Raw genomic sequence first — 15,602 nt, 5'->3', positions numbered from 1 at the left:
CTGCGTGGAGATTCGGTCGGCGTGGCTCAAAGCGTCGGGTGCGAGGCGCGGTCGAAGAACTTGCGCGCGGCGCGCTCGTCGCTGTCGCGCTGCTCGCGCTTGGCCTCGGCCATCATTTCCTGCATGCGCACGCGCTCGGCCAGCGTGTCGAAGGAGCTCAGGCGGCGCTTCTGCTGCTGCCAGTCGGTGCGGCCGTGGTCCAGCCGGCTCTCGGTCTGGGCGGCGATGGCGCGCTGCTGCTCGATGGCGCCGTCCAGCGTGCCGAGGAAGTTGCGGTAGTTGCGCCACTGCGAGGAAGCGAGGCCGTCGCGCATCAGGGCGTCGAGCTGGTCGTGGTAGTCCTGCCGGTACTGCAGCAGCAGTTCGAGCTTCTGGCGGGCATCGAGGTGCGCGTTCTGCAGCGCGCCCAGGCGCCGGGCGGCGTCGTCGGTCTGCGTGTGCGCCAGGTCGATCAGCATGCCGAGGGGGAGCTTGCGTGTCATGTCTTCTGGAGTTTTTGCGTTGAGGGGGCGCGTGCGTCGGGCGCGAACAGGCTCTCGAGGTGCGCGATCGACTCCTCGTAGCCCGCGCGCTCGTCCATCGACTGCTGCAGCAGCCCCTCGATGCGCGGGTACATCGCGATCGCCTGGTCGAGCTGCAGGTCGTGGCCGGGCGCGTAGGCGCCCACGCTGATGAGGTCGCGGTTGCGCTGGTAGCGCGAGAGCATCTGCTTGAAGCGGCGCACGGTGTCGAACTGTGAGGACGGGATCAGCGCGGTCATGGCGCGGCTGATGGAGGCCTCGATGTCGATGGCGGGGTAGTGCCCGGACTCGGCCAGCGTGCGCGAGAGCACCACGTGGCCGTCCAGAATGGCGCGCGCCGAGTCGGCGATGGGGTCCTGCTGGTCGTCGCCTTCCGACAGCACCGTGTAGAAGGCGGTGATGGAGCCCCCGCGTCCGTTCGCGTCGCGCGCGCCGTTGCCGGCGCGTTCCACCAGCGCGGGCAGCTTGGCGAACACCGATGGCGGATAGCCCTTGGTGGCGGGCGGCTCGCCCACAGCCAGCGCGATCTCGCGCTGCGCCATCGCGTAGCGGGTGAGCGAGTCCATGATGAGCAGCACGTCCTTGCCGCGGTCGCGGAAGTATTCGGCCAGGCAGGTCGCGTAGGCCGCGCCCTGCAGGCGCAGCAGCGGCGAGTTGTCGGCCGGCGCCGCCACCACCACCGCGCGGGCCAGGCCTTCCTCGCCCAGCGTGTTCTCGATGAAGTCCTTCACCTCGCGGCCGCGTTCGCCGATCAGGCCGACCACGATGACCTCTGCGCTGGTGTAGCGCGCCATCATGCCCAGCAGCACGCTCTTGCCCACGCCGGAGCCGGCGAACAGGCCCATGCGCTGGCCGCGCCCCACGGTGAGCATCGCGTTGATGGCGCGCACGCCCACGTCGAGCACCGAGTCGATGGGCGCGCGCGACAGCGGGTTGACCGGCGGCGAGCTCAGTGGCACCTTGCGCGCCACGTCGAGCGGGCCAAGGCCGTCCAGCGGCCGGCCGGCCGCATCGACCACGCGGCCGAGCATGCCTTCGCCCACCGGCAGGCGCTTGGTGTGGGCGTTGCCGGTCGATCCCTTCTCGTCGGGCTCGGGTGCGCCGGGCCGTGCGTACACGCGCGCGCCCGGCAGCAGGCCGGCGACTTCGGTCTGCGACATCAAAAAGAGCCGGTCGCCGGCGAAGCCCACCACCTCGGCTTCGGCATGCCGCTGCGGATGGCCGGGCGGCAGCTCGATCAGGCAGTCGCTGCCCACGGGCAGCTGCAGGCCCACGGCCTCCAGCACCAGCCCCACGGCGCGCGTGAGGCGGCCCGAGGCGATGGTGGTCTCGCAGCGCGCGATGCTGGCGCGCGCCTTCTCCAGCGTGCCGAGCACCGCCTGAAGGTGCGGGTTGGGGGCGGCGGTCGCGGCGGCTGCGGTGGGGGCCTGCATGCTCGTCATGGTGCCTCGGCCGGTTGTCCGTCGGCGTCGCCGTCGAGCGCGGAGGCGACGCGTTTCCATCGCGTCTCCAGCGTGCCGTCGAGCTCGCCGGTGGCCGACTGCACGCGGCAGCCGCCGCGCGTGATGGCGTCGTCGGCGCGCACTTGCCAGCCGGCGGCCTCGATCTCCTCGCCGAGGCTGCTTCTCACCAGCGCCACGTCGTCGGGATGCAGCAGCAGGCGCGGCTCGCCGCGCAGCGCGGGCTCGGTGTTGAGCAGGTCGCGCACCACGGGCAGCACCCATTCGGGCTCGGCCTTCAGCGTGCGGTGCACCACCTGGCGCGCCACGTCGAGCGCGAGCGCGAGCACGGCGCTGGAAAGCTCTTCCTCCGCGCGGCGCAGCGCGTCAGGCAGCGACCGGGCCAGCGCGCGCAGGCGTTCCGCATGCGCGCTTGCGGCGGCGAGGCCGGTGGCCAGGCCCTCGGTGTGGCCCGTCCCGCGGCCTTCCGCGAGGCCCGTGGCGAGGCCCGCGGCGCGGCCCTCCGCCTCGCCGTCGATGCGGGCCTCCATGCGGATGCGCGCGAGGTCGGCCAGGTCGATCTTCGGCTGGGGCGGCTGGGTTGGCTGGAGCGGCGCGTTCCTGCGCTCGGCGGCCTTGCGGCCAACGGATGGCTTCGGGCTGCCGTCGATGGTGCCCATCTCCCAGCGCTCCCATGCGGAGAGCGCTGGCGGGTTCACCGCGGCGGGCAGTGGGCGCGCGACCCTCGGGCCGCCGGCCGCATGGCGCGCGGCGGCGTGGATGGCGGCGAGGCGCTCGCGCGAATCGCCGAAGGCGCTGGCGGTGGTGTCAGACGAACTCATCGGTGCCAGGCGTTGCGATCACGATTTCGCCGGCCTCCGCAAGGCGGCGGGCGACCTGCAGGATGGCCTTCTGCTCGGTCTCGACCTGCGACACGCGCACGGGGCCGCGCAGCTCCATGTCCTCGCGCAGCGTCTCGGCGGCGCGTTGCGACATGTTGTTGAGGAACTTGTCGCGCAGCTCCATCGGCGCGCCCTTGAGCGCGATGATGAGCGAGTCGCTCTCGATGTCCTTGAGCAGGCGCTGGATGCTGCGGTCTTCCAGGCCCAGCAGGTTCTCGAACACGAACATCTCGTCGACGATGCGCTGGGCCAGCGCTTCGTCCTGCTCGCGCACGTGGGCGATGGCTTCTTCCTCCACGCTCGTGCTCATGAGGTTGACGATCTCGGCCGCGGTGCGCACGCCGCCCAGGCGGCTGCGGCGCACGCCCTGGCCGGCGAGCATCTCGGTGAGCACGTCGGTCAGCTCGTTGAGCGCCGAGGGCTGCACCCCGCCGAAGGTGGCCACGCGCATGATCACGTCGTGGCGCAGGCGCGGCGGCAGCTTCTCGAGCACTTCCGAGGCCTTCATGCGGTCCAGGTGCACGACCAGCGTCGCGAGGATCTGCGGATGCTCGTCGCGGATCAGCTCGGCCACTTCGCCGGCCTCCAGCTCATTGAGGCGCTCGATCCCGCCGCGCGGCTCGTCGGGCTGCAGGATGTCTTCCAGCAGGTTGCTCGCGCGGTCGTCGCCCAGCGCCTTCTTGAGCACGGCGCGGATGTAGCTGGTCGAGCCCAGGTGCAGGGCCGAGAGCTGCTCGGTCTCCTGGCGGAATTCGGCGAGCACCGCGGCCAGCTCGTCCTTGGAGACGGAGCTGAGCTTCGACATCGCGAGGCCCAGCGCCTGCACCTCGGAGGTGGGCAGCTGGTGCAGCGCGGCGGCGGCGCGGTCTTCGCCCAGGGCCATCAGAAGGATGGCGCTCTTGCGGGTTCCCTGTTCGCTACTCATCGTTGTTCATCCAGTGCTGGATCAGGGCCGCGACCATCTTCGGATCCTTGTCGGCGGCCTGGTGGGCGTATTCCATGTCGGCCCTGCGGCGGTTGGCCTCGCGTTCGCGCAGGCTCTCGTCGGGCGACGGTGCATTCGGGTCGGGCTCGGCGGGAGCCTCGGCGTCGGCGGCCGGGGCGGCCACCACGGGCGCGGGCGGCGGCGCCAGGTGCTTGCGCATCAGCGGCCGCAGCACGGCGAACCAGGCGAAGAGCGCGAGCAGCGCGTACAGCAAGTACTGGCCGGCCGTCTTGGCGAGCTCGATGTTCTCGCGGTCGCGCCAGAACGCAACCTCGGGCGCGGGGCCGCTGTCGGCATCGCGTGCGAAGGCGCTGTTCACCACGTTGAGCGAGTCGCCGCGGTCCTGGCTGAAGCCCATGGCTTCCTTCGCGAGGTTGCGGATCTGCTCCAGCTCGGCCGGGGTGAGGGCGCGGCTCGTCGCCTTGCCGCCCGCGTCGAGGGCGTCGCGGTTGTTCACCACCACGGCGACCGACAGGCGTCTCACGCCGCCGGCGGCTTGCTGCACGTGGCGGATGGTGCGGTCGAGTTCGTAGTTGGTGGTGGTGTCCTTGCGCGTGCTGCTCGGACCGGTTGCGGCGGTGCTGGCCGTCGAGGCGGTGGAGGCTCCCGGTGCTCCCGGTGCGCCGGGCGTTCCCGGAGCCGGCGGCGTGCCGGGTGCGTTGGGCGCCCGCGGGCCGGTGATCGGCGCGGTCGGGTTCACCGGCGGCTGGTTCGACAGTGCGCCCGGCACGCCGCCGGGCTGGCCGCCGCCGTGCTGCGCCGACTCGCTGCTCTGCTGGCTGCGCACGGCGGCCTGCGACGGGTCCTGGTTGGGCTTGTATTTCTCGTCGGTGTGCTCGACCACCGAGAAGTCGATGTCGGCCGCCACCTGCGCGCGCACGTTGTTCGCGCCCACGATCGGCTGCAGGATCGCCTCGATGCGGCGGATGTAGCCCTGCTCGATCTCCTGCGTGTACTTGAGCTGGCTCACGTCCAGCCCGCGGTCGGTGCCGCGCGCGGAAGACAGCAGGTTGCCGCGCTGGTCGACCACGGTGACGCTCTTGGCGTCGAGGTCGGGCACGCTGCTGGAAACCATGTGCACGATGGCGCTGACCTGGCCTTCGTCGATGCCGCGCCCGCGCGCCAGCGCGAGCACCACCGAGGCCGAGGGCTTCTTCTGCTCGCGCACGAACAGCGACGGCTTGGGCAGCGCCAGGTGCACGCGGGCCGACTCGATGGCGCCGATGGATTCGATGGAGCGCGCCAGCTCGCCCTCGAGCCCGCGCTGGTAGTTGATCTGCTCGGCGAACTGGCTGGTGCCGAACTTCTGGTTGTCCATCAGTTCGAAGCCCACGCCGCCGGCCTTGGGCAGGCCCTGGGCCGCGAGCTTCAGGCGCGTTTCGGCCACCTTGTCGCCCGCGATCAGGATCGCGCCGCCGCCCTCGGCGAACTTGTAGGGCACGTTCATCTGCTGCAGCGACGCGATGATCGCGCCGCCGTCGCGGTCCGACACATTGGTATAGAGCACCTTGTAGTCGGGCCCGCGGCTCCAGAGCGTGAACGCGGCCGCGGCGGCCACCAGGGCCGCGCCGCCGATGATCAGCGGCAGCCGGGGCTGCGCGCGCATGCGTTCGAGGAGCGAAGCCGGGGCGGCGCCGTTGTCTGCCGCGGGCAGCGCGCCCGCGGGCGCAGCCGTGCTCATGGATGCACCTTCTTCTTCGCGGCCGTTGCCATGCTGGGAGAGGAATTTCGATGTAGAGATTTCATTCCGGATGGCCGGTGATGTCGTCCACGGCCTGTTCGTTTCGCGGACGATTGTCAGCAGTCACCCGGAATTCGAATGGCCGAACAGCCGGGGTTTTCGCCCTCAGTTGCGCGCTTGAATCGGGGTCTTCCCTTGATACGCTGCAGGCCAGCCGGAGGACTTCGCTCCTCCGTGTCAAGTCACGCGGAAGTGTTCAGACAAACAAGAGGAAGAGGATCACCATGTCCATCAGCGCCATCGAATCGGTCCTGCAGCAGATGCGGACCACCGCGGTCCAGACCGGCATCGGGCCCGCGGCCGCAGCGCCTGCCGAGGCCGGCGGCTTCGCGGCCGAGCTCAAGCGCTCGCTCGCCAACATCAGCGGCGCCCAGCAGCAGGCCTATGCGCAGGCCGAGTCCTTCGAGCTGGGCAAGCCCGGCGTCGCGCTCAACGACGTGATGGTCGACCTGCAGAAGGCGAACGTCGCGTTCCAGACCGGGCTGCAGGTGCGCAACCGGCTGGTGACCGCCTACCAGGAAGTGATGAACCTGCAGGCCTGAGCGATGCAAAGGTGATGTGGCAGGGGCCGTGCAACTTTTTCCCGCATGCCCCTAAAGGTTCTCGGGGGTCCGCCGATAACCAAGTCAACGATGGCTTGAGTCTCTAAGTGGAAGCGGGTCCAGCGTTACGGCCGAAAGCCGGAGTCCACAACCTTTTTTCATCAATCAGGAGTCGAACATGGCGCAAGTCATCAATACGAACAGCCTCTCCCTGCTCACGCAGAACAACCTGAACAAGTCGCAGTCGGCGCTGAACAGCGCCATCGAGCGCCTGTCTTCGGGCATGCGCATCAACAGCGCCAAGGACGATGCAGCCGGCCAGGCCATCGCCAACCGCTTCACGGCCAACATCAAGGGCCTGACGCAAGCCACCCGCAATGCCAACGACGGCATCTCGATCGCCCAGACGACGGAAGGCGCCCTGACCGAAGTCAACAACAACCTGCAGCGCATCCGCGAACTGGCCGTGCAAGCCGGCACGGGCACGAACTCGGCCAGCGACCTGGACTCGATCCAGGCTGAAATCGGCCAGCGCATGGACGAAATCAACCGCGTTTCGCAGCAGACCCAGTTCAACGGCGTGAAGGTCCTGTCGGCAGACGCCGGCAAGCTGACCGTGCAAGTCGGCGCGAACGATGGCGAAACCATCGACATCGACCTGCAGGAAATCAGCGCCAAGACCCTGGGCCTGGACGGCTTCAACGTCAACGGCAAGGGCGTGTCCGCCAACGCCAAGGCCAACGTCAACGACCTGACCAAGGCCGGCGCCACCGGCACGGGCCCCTACGTCGTGACCACCAGCTTCGCCAAGGTGACCGCCGAGCAGGCCGTCGACGCAATGCAGGACGGCAACACGGCTGTCGTGGGCGCGACCACCTACAAGTACGACGCAGCCGCCGGCAACTTCACGACCACCGTCGCGGTTGCCACCGGTGCTCCCACCACGGCTTTCGCCGGCACGCTGCTGCCGACCGCCGGCAACAAGTTCTCGGGCACCTTCACGGGCGTCAGCGGTACCACCAACTTCGAAGTCGACAGCGCCGGCGCGATCACCATCGGCGGCCAGGCAGCCTACCTCTCGGGCGGCAACCTGACGACCAACAACGTCGGTGCTCCCCCGGCCGCCACGCTGTCGGGCCTGTTCGCCAGCGGCGACACGACCGCCAGCGCATCCAGCATCAAGCTCAACGGCACGAGCTATGACTTCGGCGCCGCCGCAAACTCGGGCTTCACCTACACGAAGACCGTGTCGAAGGACGACGTGAAGACCGCCGTTGCCGGCGCCGCCTCGACGGTGAACCTGGGCTCGGGCATCTTCGCCTCGACCGTGACGTTCGCCGCTGCCGGTGGCCAGTCCAGCGACACGTACATGGACAACGACAAGGAGATGACCAAGACCGCGTCGTACACCACGAGCTACAACGTCAACGCAGTCAACGGCGAAGTGACCGTGGCCTCGACGACCGGCACGGGCAAGTACGCAGCCGACGTGGGCGCGGTGGCATACGTCAACTCCGCCGGCAAGCTGACCACGGACACGACCAGCAAGGGCACCAAGACGAGCAACCCGCTGGCCGCTCTCGACGCAGCCCTGGCCAAGGTCGACACGCTGCGCGGCAGCCTGGGTGCGGTGCAGAACCGTTTCGACTCGGTGATCGCCAACCTCGGCACCACGGTCGTCAACCTGTCCTCGTCGCGCTCGCGCATCCAGGACGCCGACTACGCGGTCGAAGTGTCGAACATGACGCGCGCCCAGATCCTGCAGCAAGCCGGTACCTCGGTGCTGTCGCAGGCCAACCAGACCACGCAAGGCGTGCTGTCGCTCCTGCGTTGATCGAAAGGACCTGAGAAACCAGAGAAAAGCCGGGCCCCTCCCTTGGGATGGGGGCCGGCCGACGCAGGCCTTCGGCGCGAGCCGGGAGCGCCTGCGTTGTCCTCTGCGGCCATGCCCTCCCGGGCGAGGCCGCAGAGGACAGCGAACCCAGCACATCAAGGTGGAAAAGATGTTGAACCCCGTGTCGGCGAATTCCGTGAAGGACAACCAGTGGACGCAGCTGCTCGTCGGCGGTGCCGCGGGTGCCGCGGCGGCAGGCGCCGCCACGGCCGAGAAGGACGACGCGAAGGAGGCTGCGACGCCGGTGCAGGTCGAGCAGGCGGTGCGGCAGGTGAACGAGTCGCTCGCGCTGCGCGAGGTCGGCCTGCGGTTCGAGGTCGACAAGGAGACCGACATGGTCATCGTCAAGGTGGTGGACCGCGCCAGCGGCGAGGTCATCCGCCAGATTCCCAACGAGGAAGTCGTGCGCATCGCGAAGCTGATGAACGACGGCAACGGACTGCTGGTGGACCACGCGGCCTGAGGCCTGCGCCCGGGCATCGGCAATCTCAATCAAGGACAGACAGGAAAGCATCCACATGGCAACCATCAGCAGCCTCGGCGTCGGCGCCAATCTCGACCTCGCCTCCCTGCTCACGCAGCTCGAGACGGCCGAGAAGCAGCCCATGGTGGCGCTGCAGGCCAAGGCCAAGAGCTACACGAGCAAGCTGTCGGCCTACGGCACGGTCCAGAGCGCGCTCGCCACGCTGCAGGCGGCGGCCAAGAAGCTCGGCGACCCGACGTTCTTCCAGAGCGTGACGGGCACGCCCACGGTCAGCGGCATCCTGTCGGCAACCGCCACCGACACGAGCGCGGCGGGCAACTACACCATCGACGTGACGCAGATCGCGCAGTCGCAGACGCTGGTGAGCGCGGGGCAGGCCGACGCCAAGGCCGCCATCGGCACCGGCAAGATCACCATCGATTTCGGCGCCATCGCCGGCGGCACGCTCGACCCGGCAACCGGCCAGTACAGCGGCGCCACCTTCACCGCCGATGCGAGCCGGCCCGCCAAGTCGATCACCATCGATTCGACCAACAATACGCTGGAAGGCATTCGCAGTGCCATCAACGGCGCGAACGCGGGCGTGACCGCCAGCATCGTGAACGACGGCAGCGGCACGCCCAACCGGCTGGTGCTGACTTCCACGCAGACCGGCGAGAAGTCGAGCATGCGCATCGCGGTCGATGGCGACGCGGCGCTGCAGGGCCTGCTGAACAACGACCCCGCCGGCGCGCAGAACCTGAAGCAGACTTCGGCGGCGCAGAACGCGAAGCTCAACGTCAACGGCATCGACATCACGAGCTCGACCAACACCGTGAAGGAAGCCATCCAGGGCGCCACGCTGACGCTGGTGGGCACCGGGAAGACGGGCCTCTCGATGAAGGAGAACACGGCCAGCGCGAAGACGGCGATCAACGACTTCGTGAAGGCCTACAACAGCCTGCAGAGCACCGCCAAGACGCTGACCGCCTACGACGCCGACACCAAGACGGCCGCGGCGCTGGTGGGCGACAGCACGCTGCGCAACCTGCAGACGCGCATCCGCCAGGCGCTCGTGGCGCCGCAGGCCGGCGGCACGAACGACATGAAGGTGCTGACCGAGATCGGCGTGTCCTTCCAGAAGGACGGCACCCTGGCCGTGGATTCGGACAAGCTCGACAAGGCCCTCGCCAACAACCTCAAGGGCGTGGCGAACCTGTTCTCCAGCGCCACCGGCAGCACGGCCGGCTACGGCAAGCAGATCGACGCGCTGGTGGACGACGTGACCAAGGGCTCCCTGAAGGTGGCGAGCGACGGCGTGACCGCGACCATCAAGGAGCTCGACACCCAGTACGACGCGATGCAGATGCGCGTGGACGCCACGGTCGACCGCTACCGCAAGCAGTTCAACGCCCTGGACGTGCTGATCAACAACCTGAACAACACCAAGAACTACCTCACGCAGCAGTTCGATGCGATGTCGAAGCAGTCCAAGTAGGACGCAGGACACGCGGAACCCGGAGCACCAGCCGATGTACACCCCCCACAACATGCGAACCGGTGCCGGCGCCTATGCGCGCCTCGGCGTGGAGACCAGCGCGATGAGCGCGTCGCCGCACCAGCTCATCGTGATGCTGTTCGATGGCGCGAAGACCGCCATCGCCATGGCCCGCCACCACATGGCGACGGGAGAGATCGAGGCCAAGGGCAACGCGATCTCCAAGGCCATCGGCATCGTCGACAACGGCCTGAAGGCCGCGCTCGACGCCGATGCGGCCGGCGAGGCCGGCGCCGAACTGGTGGGCAACCTGTCGGCCCTGTACGACTACGTCGTGCAGCGGCTGTTCCGCGCCAACCTGCACAACGACGCGCAGGCCCTTGACGAGGCCGACCGCCTGCTCGAGAACATCGCTTCCGCCTGGCGGGAGATCGACGAACGAGCCCGCAGCTGAAATGCAACCTAAAGAGAAACAAGACAACATGGCATTCCGCAGTGAGGTCGTTTATTGCTACGAAGAGCTGGCTGCGACCATCGCGTCGATGCTCGTGCTGGCGCACGCCAAGGAATGGGGCCGGCTCCCCGCGCTCGAGGAGCGCTGCTCGGCCATGGTGGATCGCCTGCGCGCCATCGAGCCGCACGAGTCGCTGGATGCGCAGCAGGTCGAGCACGTGCTCTATCTGCTGGAGCGCATCCGCTCGGACCAGGCGGAGGTGTCGGGGCTCATCAAGCCGCAGCTCGAGGACCTGATCGGCCGCATGGGCTATCTCACCCAGCAGAAGAACCTCGGCCGCGCCTACGGGCCGCCGCACTGAGCGCGCCCGCCGCCCGGACCCGACGCACCGAACTAGCTGAACAAGCCGAACCATGACTGCACTCGCCGGATTGATCGACGCGCTGCTTGCCGCAAGGCTGGCGCCGCGCCTCGACGTCCTCGGCATCAAGCCCGAGGCCGCGATCGGCGCGCCCGGCCCGGCGGTGGCGATTGGCAAGGTCGAGAACGATGTGCGGCTGCCTTCCAATGCCGCGCTCGACAGGCAGATTCCCGGCGCCGCGACCGACGGCACCGCGCATGTCGCCGCGGGCGCGGTGCCCTCGATGGCCGCGCGGCTGTCGGTGGCGGCACGCGTGATCGGCGCCGTGCTGGCCGACCTGCAGGCGCAGCCGGGCCCGGTGCGCGGCGCGGCCCCGCTGGTGCCGTCGAGCGGACAGCCCGTGAATGCGGCCCAGTTGGCCGGTGTGCTGGCGCAGACCGTGTCTGACAGCGGTCTCTTCTACGAGTCGCACCTGGCGTCGTTCGCGGCGGGTGGCCGCTCGCTCGCGCAGATGAGGCAGGAACCGCAGGCGCAATGGGCCGTGCCGGCCGTGGCCGCGAAGGCGCAGGTGAGTGCGCCGGCCGCGTCGCCGGCTGCAGCTGCCGCGGCGCTGGCGGCGATCGTCGATTCGCCCGATGCACTGCCTTCGCTCGCGGCGCAGGCGCAGGCTCAACCTCCGGCGCACGAGAGCGAGGGGGCCGGCGCAGCGAAGGCGGCCGTGCCGCAGGCTTCCGCCAGCGATGCGCAATCGCGCAGCGCCGACGGATCTTTCATGCAAGGCAAACCGCAGCCTTTGGAACAGGCGGCGGCGAACGACGCGGCGCGGGTGCAGGCGGCCTATCGCCAGCCGCAGAGCGCGTCGTCGCCCGGCGGCACGCTCGAGTCTTCGATGGCCGCCCATCGCACGGCCGATTCCGCGCGCCAGGCTGACAGCGCCGCGGCCTTGCCGGCATCGCGTCCTGCCGAAGTGATCCATCCGCAGGCTGTCACGCTCGTGCACCAGCAGCTCGACCTGTTGGCCAGCTCGGTCTTCCGCTGGAACGGCCAGGCCTGGCCCGACGTGCCGATGGGCTGGACCGTCGAGCAAGAGCAGGCCCGGCCCGGCTCCCATGACGGCGCCGCAGCGGGCGAAGAGGGCGCGCGCCGCTGGTCGACCACGGTGTCGCTGGCGCTGCCGAAGCTCGGCGAGGTCGACCTGCGGCTGAGCCTGGACGGCTTTGCCGTGCAGGCGCATCTGTTCGCGCGCGAGGCTTCGACCATGGCGCGCCTGCGCGGCGACACCGGCCGGCTCGCCGGGCGCTTCGATGCCGCGGGCCTGCAATTGCAGCAGGTGCTGGTCGCGCAGAAGGAGCCCGCATGAGCGAAGAAGTGCTCGACAACCGCAGCAGCGCCGTCGCTCTGTCGTATGCCGACAAGACGCGTGCGCCCGTCGTCGTGGCCAAGGGTTACGGCGTGGTCGCCGAATCGATCATGCGCGAGGCGCGCGAGCACGGGCTGTACGTGCACTCGTCGGCCGACCTCGTGAAGCTGCTCATGCAGGTCGACCTTGACCGGCAGATCCCGCCGCAGCTGTACCTCGCGGTGGCCGAGGTGATGGCCTGGATCTACGGGCTCGAGGGTCGCGAAGGCGACTAATTGACCATATGGACCAATGTGAAATCATGGATCGGAATATTTCGGGCTGTGGAATTTCATTGAGCGGAATTAGGCCCATAGCATTTCTTAATTCGATGTTGTTTGCGAATAAATTACAGCCGAAAAAAGTTGCATCGGTAACTTTTGTTACCGTAAAGGCTGACACCTGTAAACAACACGCTTCACTGGGGATGCAGCTGTAGCTTGTCAGCCACCTCCTACTTTTTTTGGACCCTTGTCATACAAAACACTTCAACATGTAAAACTTTGTGTATATAATGTATACACGATTGTTAGGAGCACGAAGTGAGCTTTGAATCGGAAATGGGATCAGACGTGGAAAACTGCAACATCACCGCAAGCGGCGTGATTTCGAGAGAAATCGGCGAGATAAATCTGGCCTATATGCTGCTGGCGCAGAAGCTGGTCAAGCAGGACCGGGCCGAGGCGATGTTCCGCCTTGGCGTAGGCCGCGAACTGGCCGATCTGCTGGCGAACATGTCGCTCAGCCAGATCGTGAAGCTGGCCGCTTCCAACTTCCTCCTGTGCAGCTTCCGGCTGGACGACCGCCCGATGTTCGCGGTGGTCGGCGAGGGCAAGGAGCCCGCGCTGCAGCAGGCGCACATGTCGATACTGATGGCCGCGCGCCTGGCGCAGGCCCAGGTCGATTCGCAGGCGCAGATGCGCGCAGCGGGCGCGGCGTGACCAGCAAGAGCGTCCTGGGCGAGGTCCGCCAGGTGCAGCTCGCGATCGAGCTGATCGGGCTCGGCGCGCGCCTGCAGTTCCTGGAGGGCGCCGTCGCGCTGAGCCGCGAGCGGCTGATCCGCCTCTACAAGGAACTCAAGGGCGTTTCCCCGCCCAAGGGCCTGCTGCCGTTCTCGACCGACTGGTACATGACGTGGCTGGCCAACATCCACTCGTCGATGTTCTACAACATCTACCGCTTCATGCTCGACGAGGCGGACGAGAACGAACTGCCTGCGCTCATCAAGGCCTATCGCCTCTATACGGAGCAGGTCGAGGCCAACGGCGGCGAGGTGGTGCTCGACTTCACCCGCGCCGAGACCATGGTGCGCTTCTTCGACAGCGACATGCTGCAGCTGAGCACCTGCTGCCGTTGCGGCGGCCACTTCGTGGCGCACGCCCACGACAACAAGAACGGATACGTATGCGTGCTGTGCCGTCCGCCTTCGCGCGCGGGCAAGGCGCGCAAGCCCGGCAAGGGCGCCGAGGTGCGCCGCAACGGGCTGGCTGCGATCGCACCCACGCCCGTGATGGACATCGGCGGCGCCGTCTAGGAAGAGTGCCGGGCCCGCGCGAACCGCGAGCCCGGCTTTGTTGATTCGACGCCTCGAGGGGCGATAGGGGAAGCGCGTGCTGGTTCTGGTTGGATATCTCGTGGTGATAGGCGCCGTGTTCGGCGGCTACGGCCTCATGGGCGGGCACTTTGGCGTGCTGTTCCAGCCGGTCGAGCTGCTCATGATCGGCGGCTCGGCGCTGGGCGCGTTCATCGCGGGCAACAACGGCAAGACCATCAAGGCGACCATCAAGGAGCTGCCGCTGCTGCTGCGCACCTCCAAGCACAACCGCCAGCTCTACATGGACCTGCTCGCGCTGCTGTACGAGCTGCTCGCCAAGGCCCGCAAGGAAGGGATGATGAAGCTGGAGACCGACGTCGAGGACCCGGCCCAGAGCGAGATCTTCACGCGCTACCCGAACATCCTGGCGCACGAGGGCATCACCGTCTTCCTGTGCGACTACCTGCGCCTGGTCATCAGCGGCAACACCGACGCGCACGAGATCGAGGCGCTGATGGACCACGAGATCGAGACCATCCGCCACGAGGCCGAGGTGCCCGGCCACAGCCTCTCGCGCGTGAGCGACGCGCTTCCCGCGCTGGGCATCGTCGCGGCCGTGATGGGCGTGGTGCACGCACTGGGCTCGGCCAACCTTCCGCCTTCGGAAATGGGCGCGCTCATCGCGCACGCGATGGTGGGCACCTTCCTCGGCGTGCTGCTCGCCTACGGCTTCGTCTCGCCGCTGGCCTCGCTGATCGAACAGAAGGTGGAAGAAGGCATGAAGATCTACCAGTGCGCCAAGGTCACGCTGCTGGCCAACCTCAACGGCTATGCGCCGCAGCTCGCGGTGGAGTTCGGCCGCAAGGTGCTGTTCTCGACCGAGCGCCCCTCGTTCACCGAGCTGGACGACCACGTCCGCGAGGTCAAGGCGCGCTGACGCGCCCGTCGCACGAGCCAGCAAAGAGCAGCGAGCGATCATGAGCGACGACAAGCCACGGGTCATCTTCAAGCACGTCCACAAGGGCAAGCACGGCGGTGCCCACGGCGGCGGCTGGAAGATCGCCTATGCCGACTTCATGACGGCCATGATGGCCTTCTTCCTCGTGATGTGGCTGCTCTCCATTTCCAGCCCGAAGCAGCGCGAAGGCATTGCCGAGCACTTCCGCATGCCGCTGCGCGTGGCGCTGAACGGCGGCGACAAGTCCAGCCTCAGCGCCAGCATGATTCCCGGCGGCGGCGCCGATCCGATGCACGCCGAGGGCGAGGTCAGGTTCGCCGAGGCGAACAGCCAGGAGGATGCCGACGCCAGCCGCCTGGCCGAGATGAAGAAGAAGCTCGACGACCTGATCGAGAAGAGCCCCGTGTTCCAGCAGTTCCGCTCTCAGATCCTCATCGACATCACCACCGAGGGCCTGCGCCTGCAGATCGTCGACACCGAGAACCGGCCCATGTTCGAGCTGGCCAGCGCCCGCGTGGTGCCGCACATGCGCGCCATCCTGCGCGAGCTGGCGCCCGCGCTCAACGGGCTGCCCAACAAGATCACGCTGTCGGGCCACACCGACGCCATCGTCTACACCAACGACCGCTCCTACGGCAACTGGGAACTCTCGTCGGACCGCGCCAACGCCTCGCGGCGCGAGCTCGTGGCCGGCGGCATGACCGAGGGCAAGGTGCTGCGCGTGATCGGCCTGGCCGACAGCATGCACCTGGACAAGGCCGATCCGCGCAACCCGATCAACCGCCGCATCAGCATCATCCTGCTCAACCACCGCACGCAGGAGCGCATCGAGCGCGAGAACAGCACCGAGCCCGTCGGCATGCGGATCGGCAAGGCAGCCGCCAGGACGGAATGACATAACTACAACGACC

17 protein-coding genes are annotated in these 15,602 nt (G+C 68.1%); 12 read left to right on the top strand and 5 right to left on the bottom strand.

What is annotated here, in order from left to right; all coding sequences use genetic code 11:
* Positions 1-26: 26 nt before the first annotated feature.
* The 5 genes from fliJ to fliF are packed head-to-tail and all read right to left on the bottom strand — an operon-like array spanning position 27 to position 5,528.
* Entirely contained in the window at positions 27-482 is a 456-nt protein-coding gene (fliJ, locus tag FHT32_RS01980; protein ID WP_176662976.1) for a flagellar export protein FliJ, read from the bottom strand.
* The gene (gene fliI / locus FHT32_RS01975) at positions 479-1,954 is read right to left on the bottom strand and encodes a flagellar protein export ATPase FliI (protein ID WP_176663584.1); all 1,476 of its coding nucleotides are present in this window, start codon (positions 1,952-1,954) and stop codon (positions 479-481) included. The genes fliJ and fliI overlap by 4 nt, the downstream gene beginning before the upstream one ends.
* Before the next feature lie 5 nt (positions 1,955-1,959).
* Complete coding sequence (fliH, locus tag FHT32_RS01970) at positions 1,960-2,802, bottom strand: flagellar assembly protein FliH (protein ID WP_176662975.1); 843 nt, start codon at positions 2,800-2,802, stop codon at positions 1,960-1,962.
* Positions 2,789-3,787 carry a flagellar motor switch protein FliG gene (gene fliG / locus FHT32_RS01965; RefSeq protein WP_176662974.1) on the bottom strand — a complete coding sequence of 333 codons (999 nt, stop codon included), beginning with the start codon at positions 3,785-3,787 and terminating at the stop codon, positions 2,789-2,791. The genes fliH and fliG overlap by 14 nt, the downstream gene beginning before the upstream one ends.
* Complete coding sequence (gene fliF / locus FHT32_RS01960; RefSeq protein WP_176662973.1) at positions 3,780-5,528, bottom strand: flagellar basal-body MS-ring/collar protein FliF; 1,749 nt, start codon at positions 5,526-5,528, stop codon at positions 3,780-3,782. The genes fliG and fliF overlap by 8 nt, the downstream gene beginning before the upstream one ends.
* Positions 5,529-5,812: 284 nt before the next feature.
* On the opposite strand from fliF, the gene fliE reads away from it, so the two are divergent.
* From fliE to motB, 12 genes are all read left to right on the top strand, one after another.
* On the top strand, positions 5,813-6,130 hold the full coding sequence (fliE, locus tag FHT32_RS01955; RefSeq protein WP_176662972.1) for a flagellar hook-basal body complex protein FliE: 318 nt from the start codon (positions 5,813-5,815) through the stop codon (positions 6,128-6,130).
* A 178-nt stretch (positions 6,131-6,308) separates the two neighbouring features.
* Entirely contained in the window at positions 6,309-7,964 is a 1,656-nt protein-coding gene (locus FHT32_RS01950; protein WP_176662971.1) for a FliC/FljB family flagellin, read from the top strand.
* A gap of 169 nt (positions 7,965-8,133) precedes the next feature.
* Entirely contained in the window at positions 8,134-8,487 is a 354-nt protein-coding gene (locus FHT32_RS01945) for a flagellar protein FlaG (protein WP_176662970.1), read from the top strand.
* Between the two features lie 55 nt (positions 8,488-8,542).
* On the top strand, positions 8,543-9,985 hold the full coding sequence (fliD, locus tag FHT32_RS01940; RefSeq protein WP_176662969.1) for a flagellar filament capping protein FliD: 1,443 nt from the start codon (positions 8,543-8,545) through the stop codon (positions 9,983-9,985).
* A 34-nt stretch (positions 9,986-10,019) separates the two neighbouring features.
* On the top strand, positions 10,020-10,439 hold the full coding sequence (gene fliS / locus FHT32_RS01935) for a flagellar export chaperone FliS (protein ID WP_176662968.1): 420 nt from the start codon (positions 10,020-10,022) through the stop codon (positions 10,437-10,439).
* Between the two features lie 28 nt (positions 10,440-10,467).
* The gene (locus FHT32_RS01930; RefSeq protein ID WP_218088050.1) at positions 10,468-10,800 is read left to right on the top strand and encodes a flagellar protein FliT; all 333 of its coding nucleotides are present in this window, start codon (positions 10,468-10,470) and stop codon (positions 10,798-10,800) included.
* Positions 10,801-10,852: 52 nt separating this feature from the next.
* Positions 10,853-12,160 (top strand): flagellar hook-length control protein FliK, encoded by a 1,308-nt coding sequence (locus FHT32_RS01925; RefSeq protein ID WP_176662967.1) that lies wholly within the window; start codon positions 10,853-10,855, stop codon positions 12,158-12,160.
* Positions 12,157-12,435 carry an EscU/YscU/HrcU family type III secretion system export apparatus switch protein gene (locus FHT32_RS01920; RefSeq protein WP_176662966.1) on the top strand — a complete coding sequence of 93 codons (279 nt, stop codon included), beginning with the start codon at positions 12,157-12,159 and terminating at the stop codon, positions 12,433-12,435. The genes FHT32_RS01925 and FHT32_RS01920 overlap by 4 nt, the downstream gene beginning before the upstream one ends.
* A gap of 336 nt (positions 12,436-12,771) precedes the next feature.
* Complete coding sequence (flhD, locus tag FHT32_RS01915; protein ID WP_371132118.1) at positions 12,772-13,140, top strand: flagellar transcriptional regulator FlhD; 369 nt, start codon at positions 12,772-12,774, stop codon at positions 13,138-13,140.
* Entirely contained in the window at positions 13,137-13,733 is a 597-nt protein-coding gene (flhC, locus tag FHT32_RS01910) for a flagellar transcriptional regulator FlhC (protein WP_176662964.1), read from the top strand. The genes flhD and flhC overlap by 4 nt, the downstream gene beginning before the upstream one ends.
* A 76-nt stretch (positions 13,734-13,809) precedes the next feature.
* On the top strand, positions 13,810-14,670 hold the full coding sequence (motA, locus tag FHT32_RS01905) for a flagellar motor stator protein MotA (RefSeq protein ID WP_176662963.1): 861 nt from the start codon (positions 13,810-13,812) through the stop codon (positions 14,668-14,670).
* Positions 14,671-14,710: 40 nt separating this feature from the next.
* Entirely contained in the window at positions 14,711-15,586 is an 876-nt protein-coding gene (gene motB / locus FHT32_RS01900; protein WP_176662962.1) for a flagellar motor protein MotB, read from the top strand.
* The last annotated feature ends 16 nt before the right edge of the window (positions 15,587-15,602 follow it).

Origin of the sequence: Variovorax sp. SG517 (genome assembly GCF_013376045.1) — a bacterium.
Classification (GTDB): domain Bacteria; phylum Pseudomonadota; class Gammaproteobacteria; order Burkholderiales; family Burkholderiaceae_C; genus Variovorax.
The sequence above is the reverse complement of the archived record's forward strand: the minus strand, read 5'-3'. Positions and strand labels throughout refer to the sequence as shown.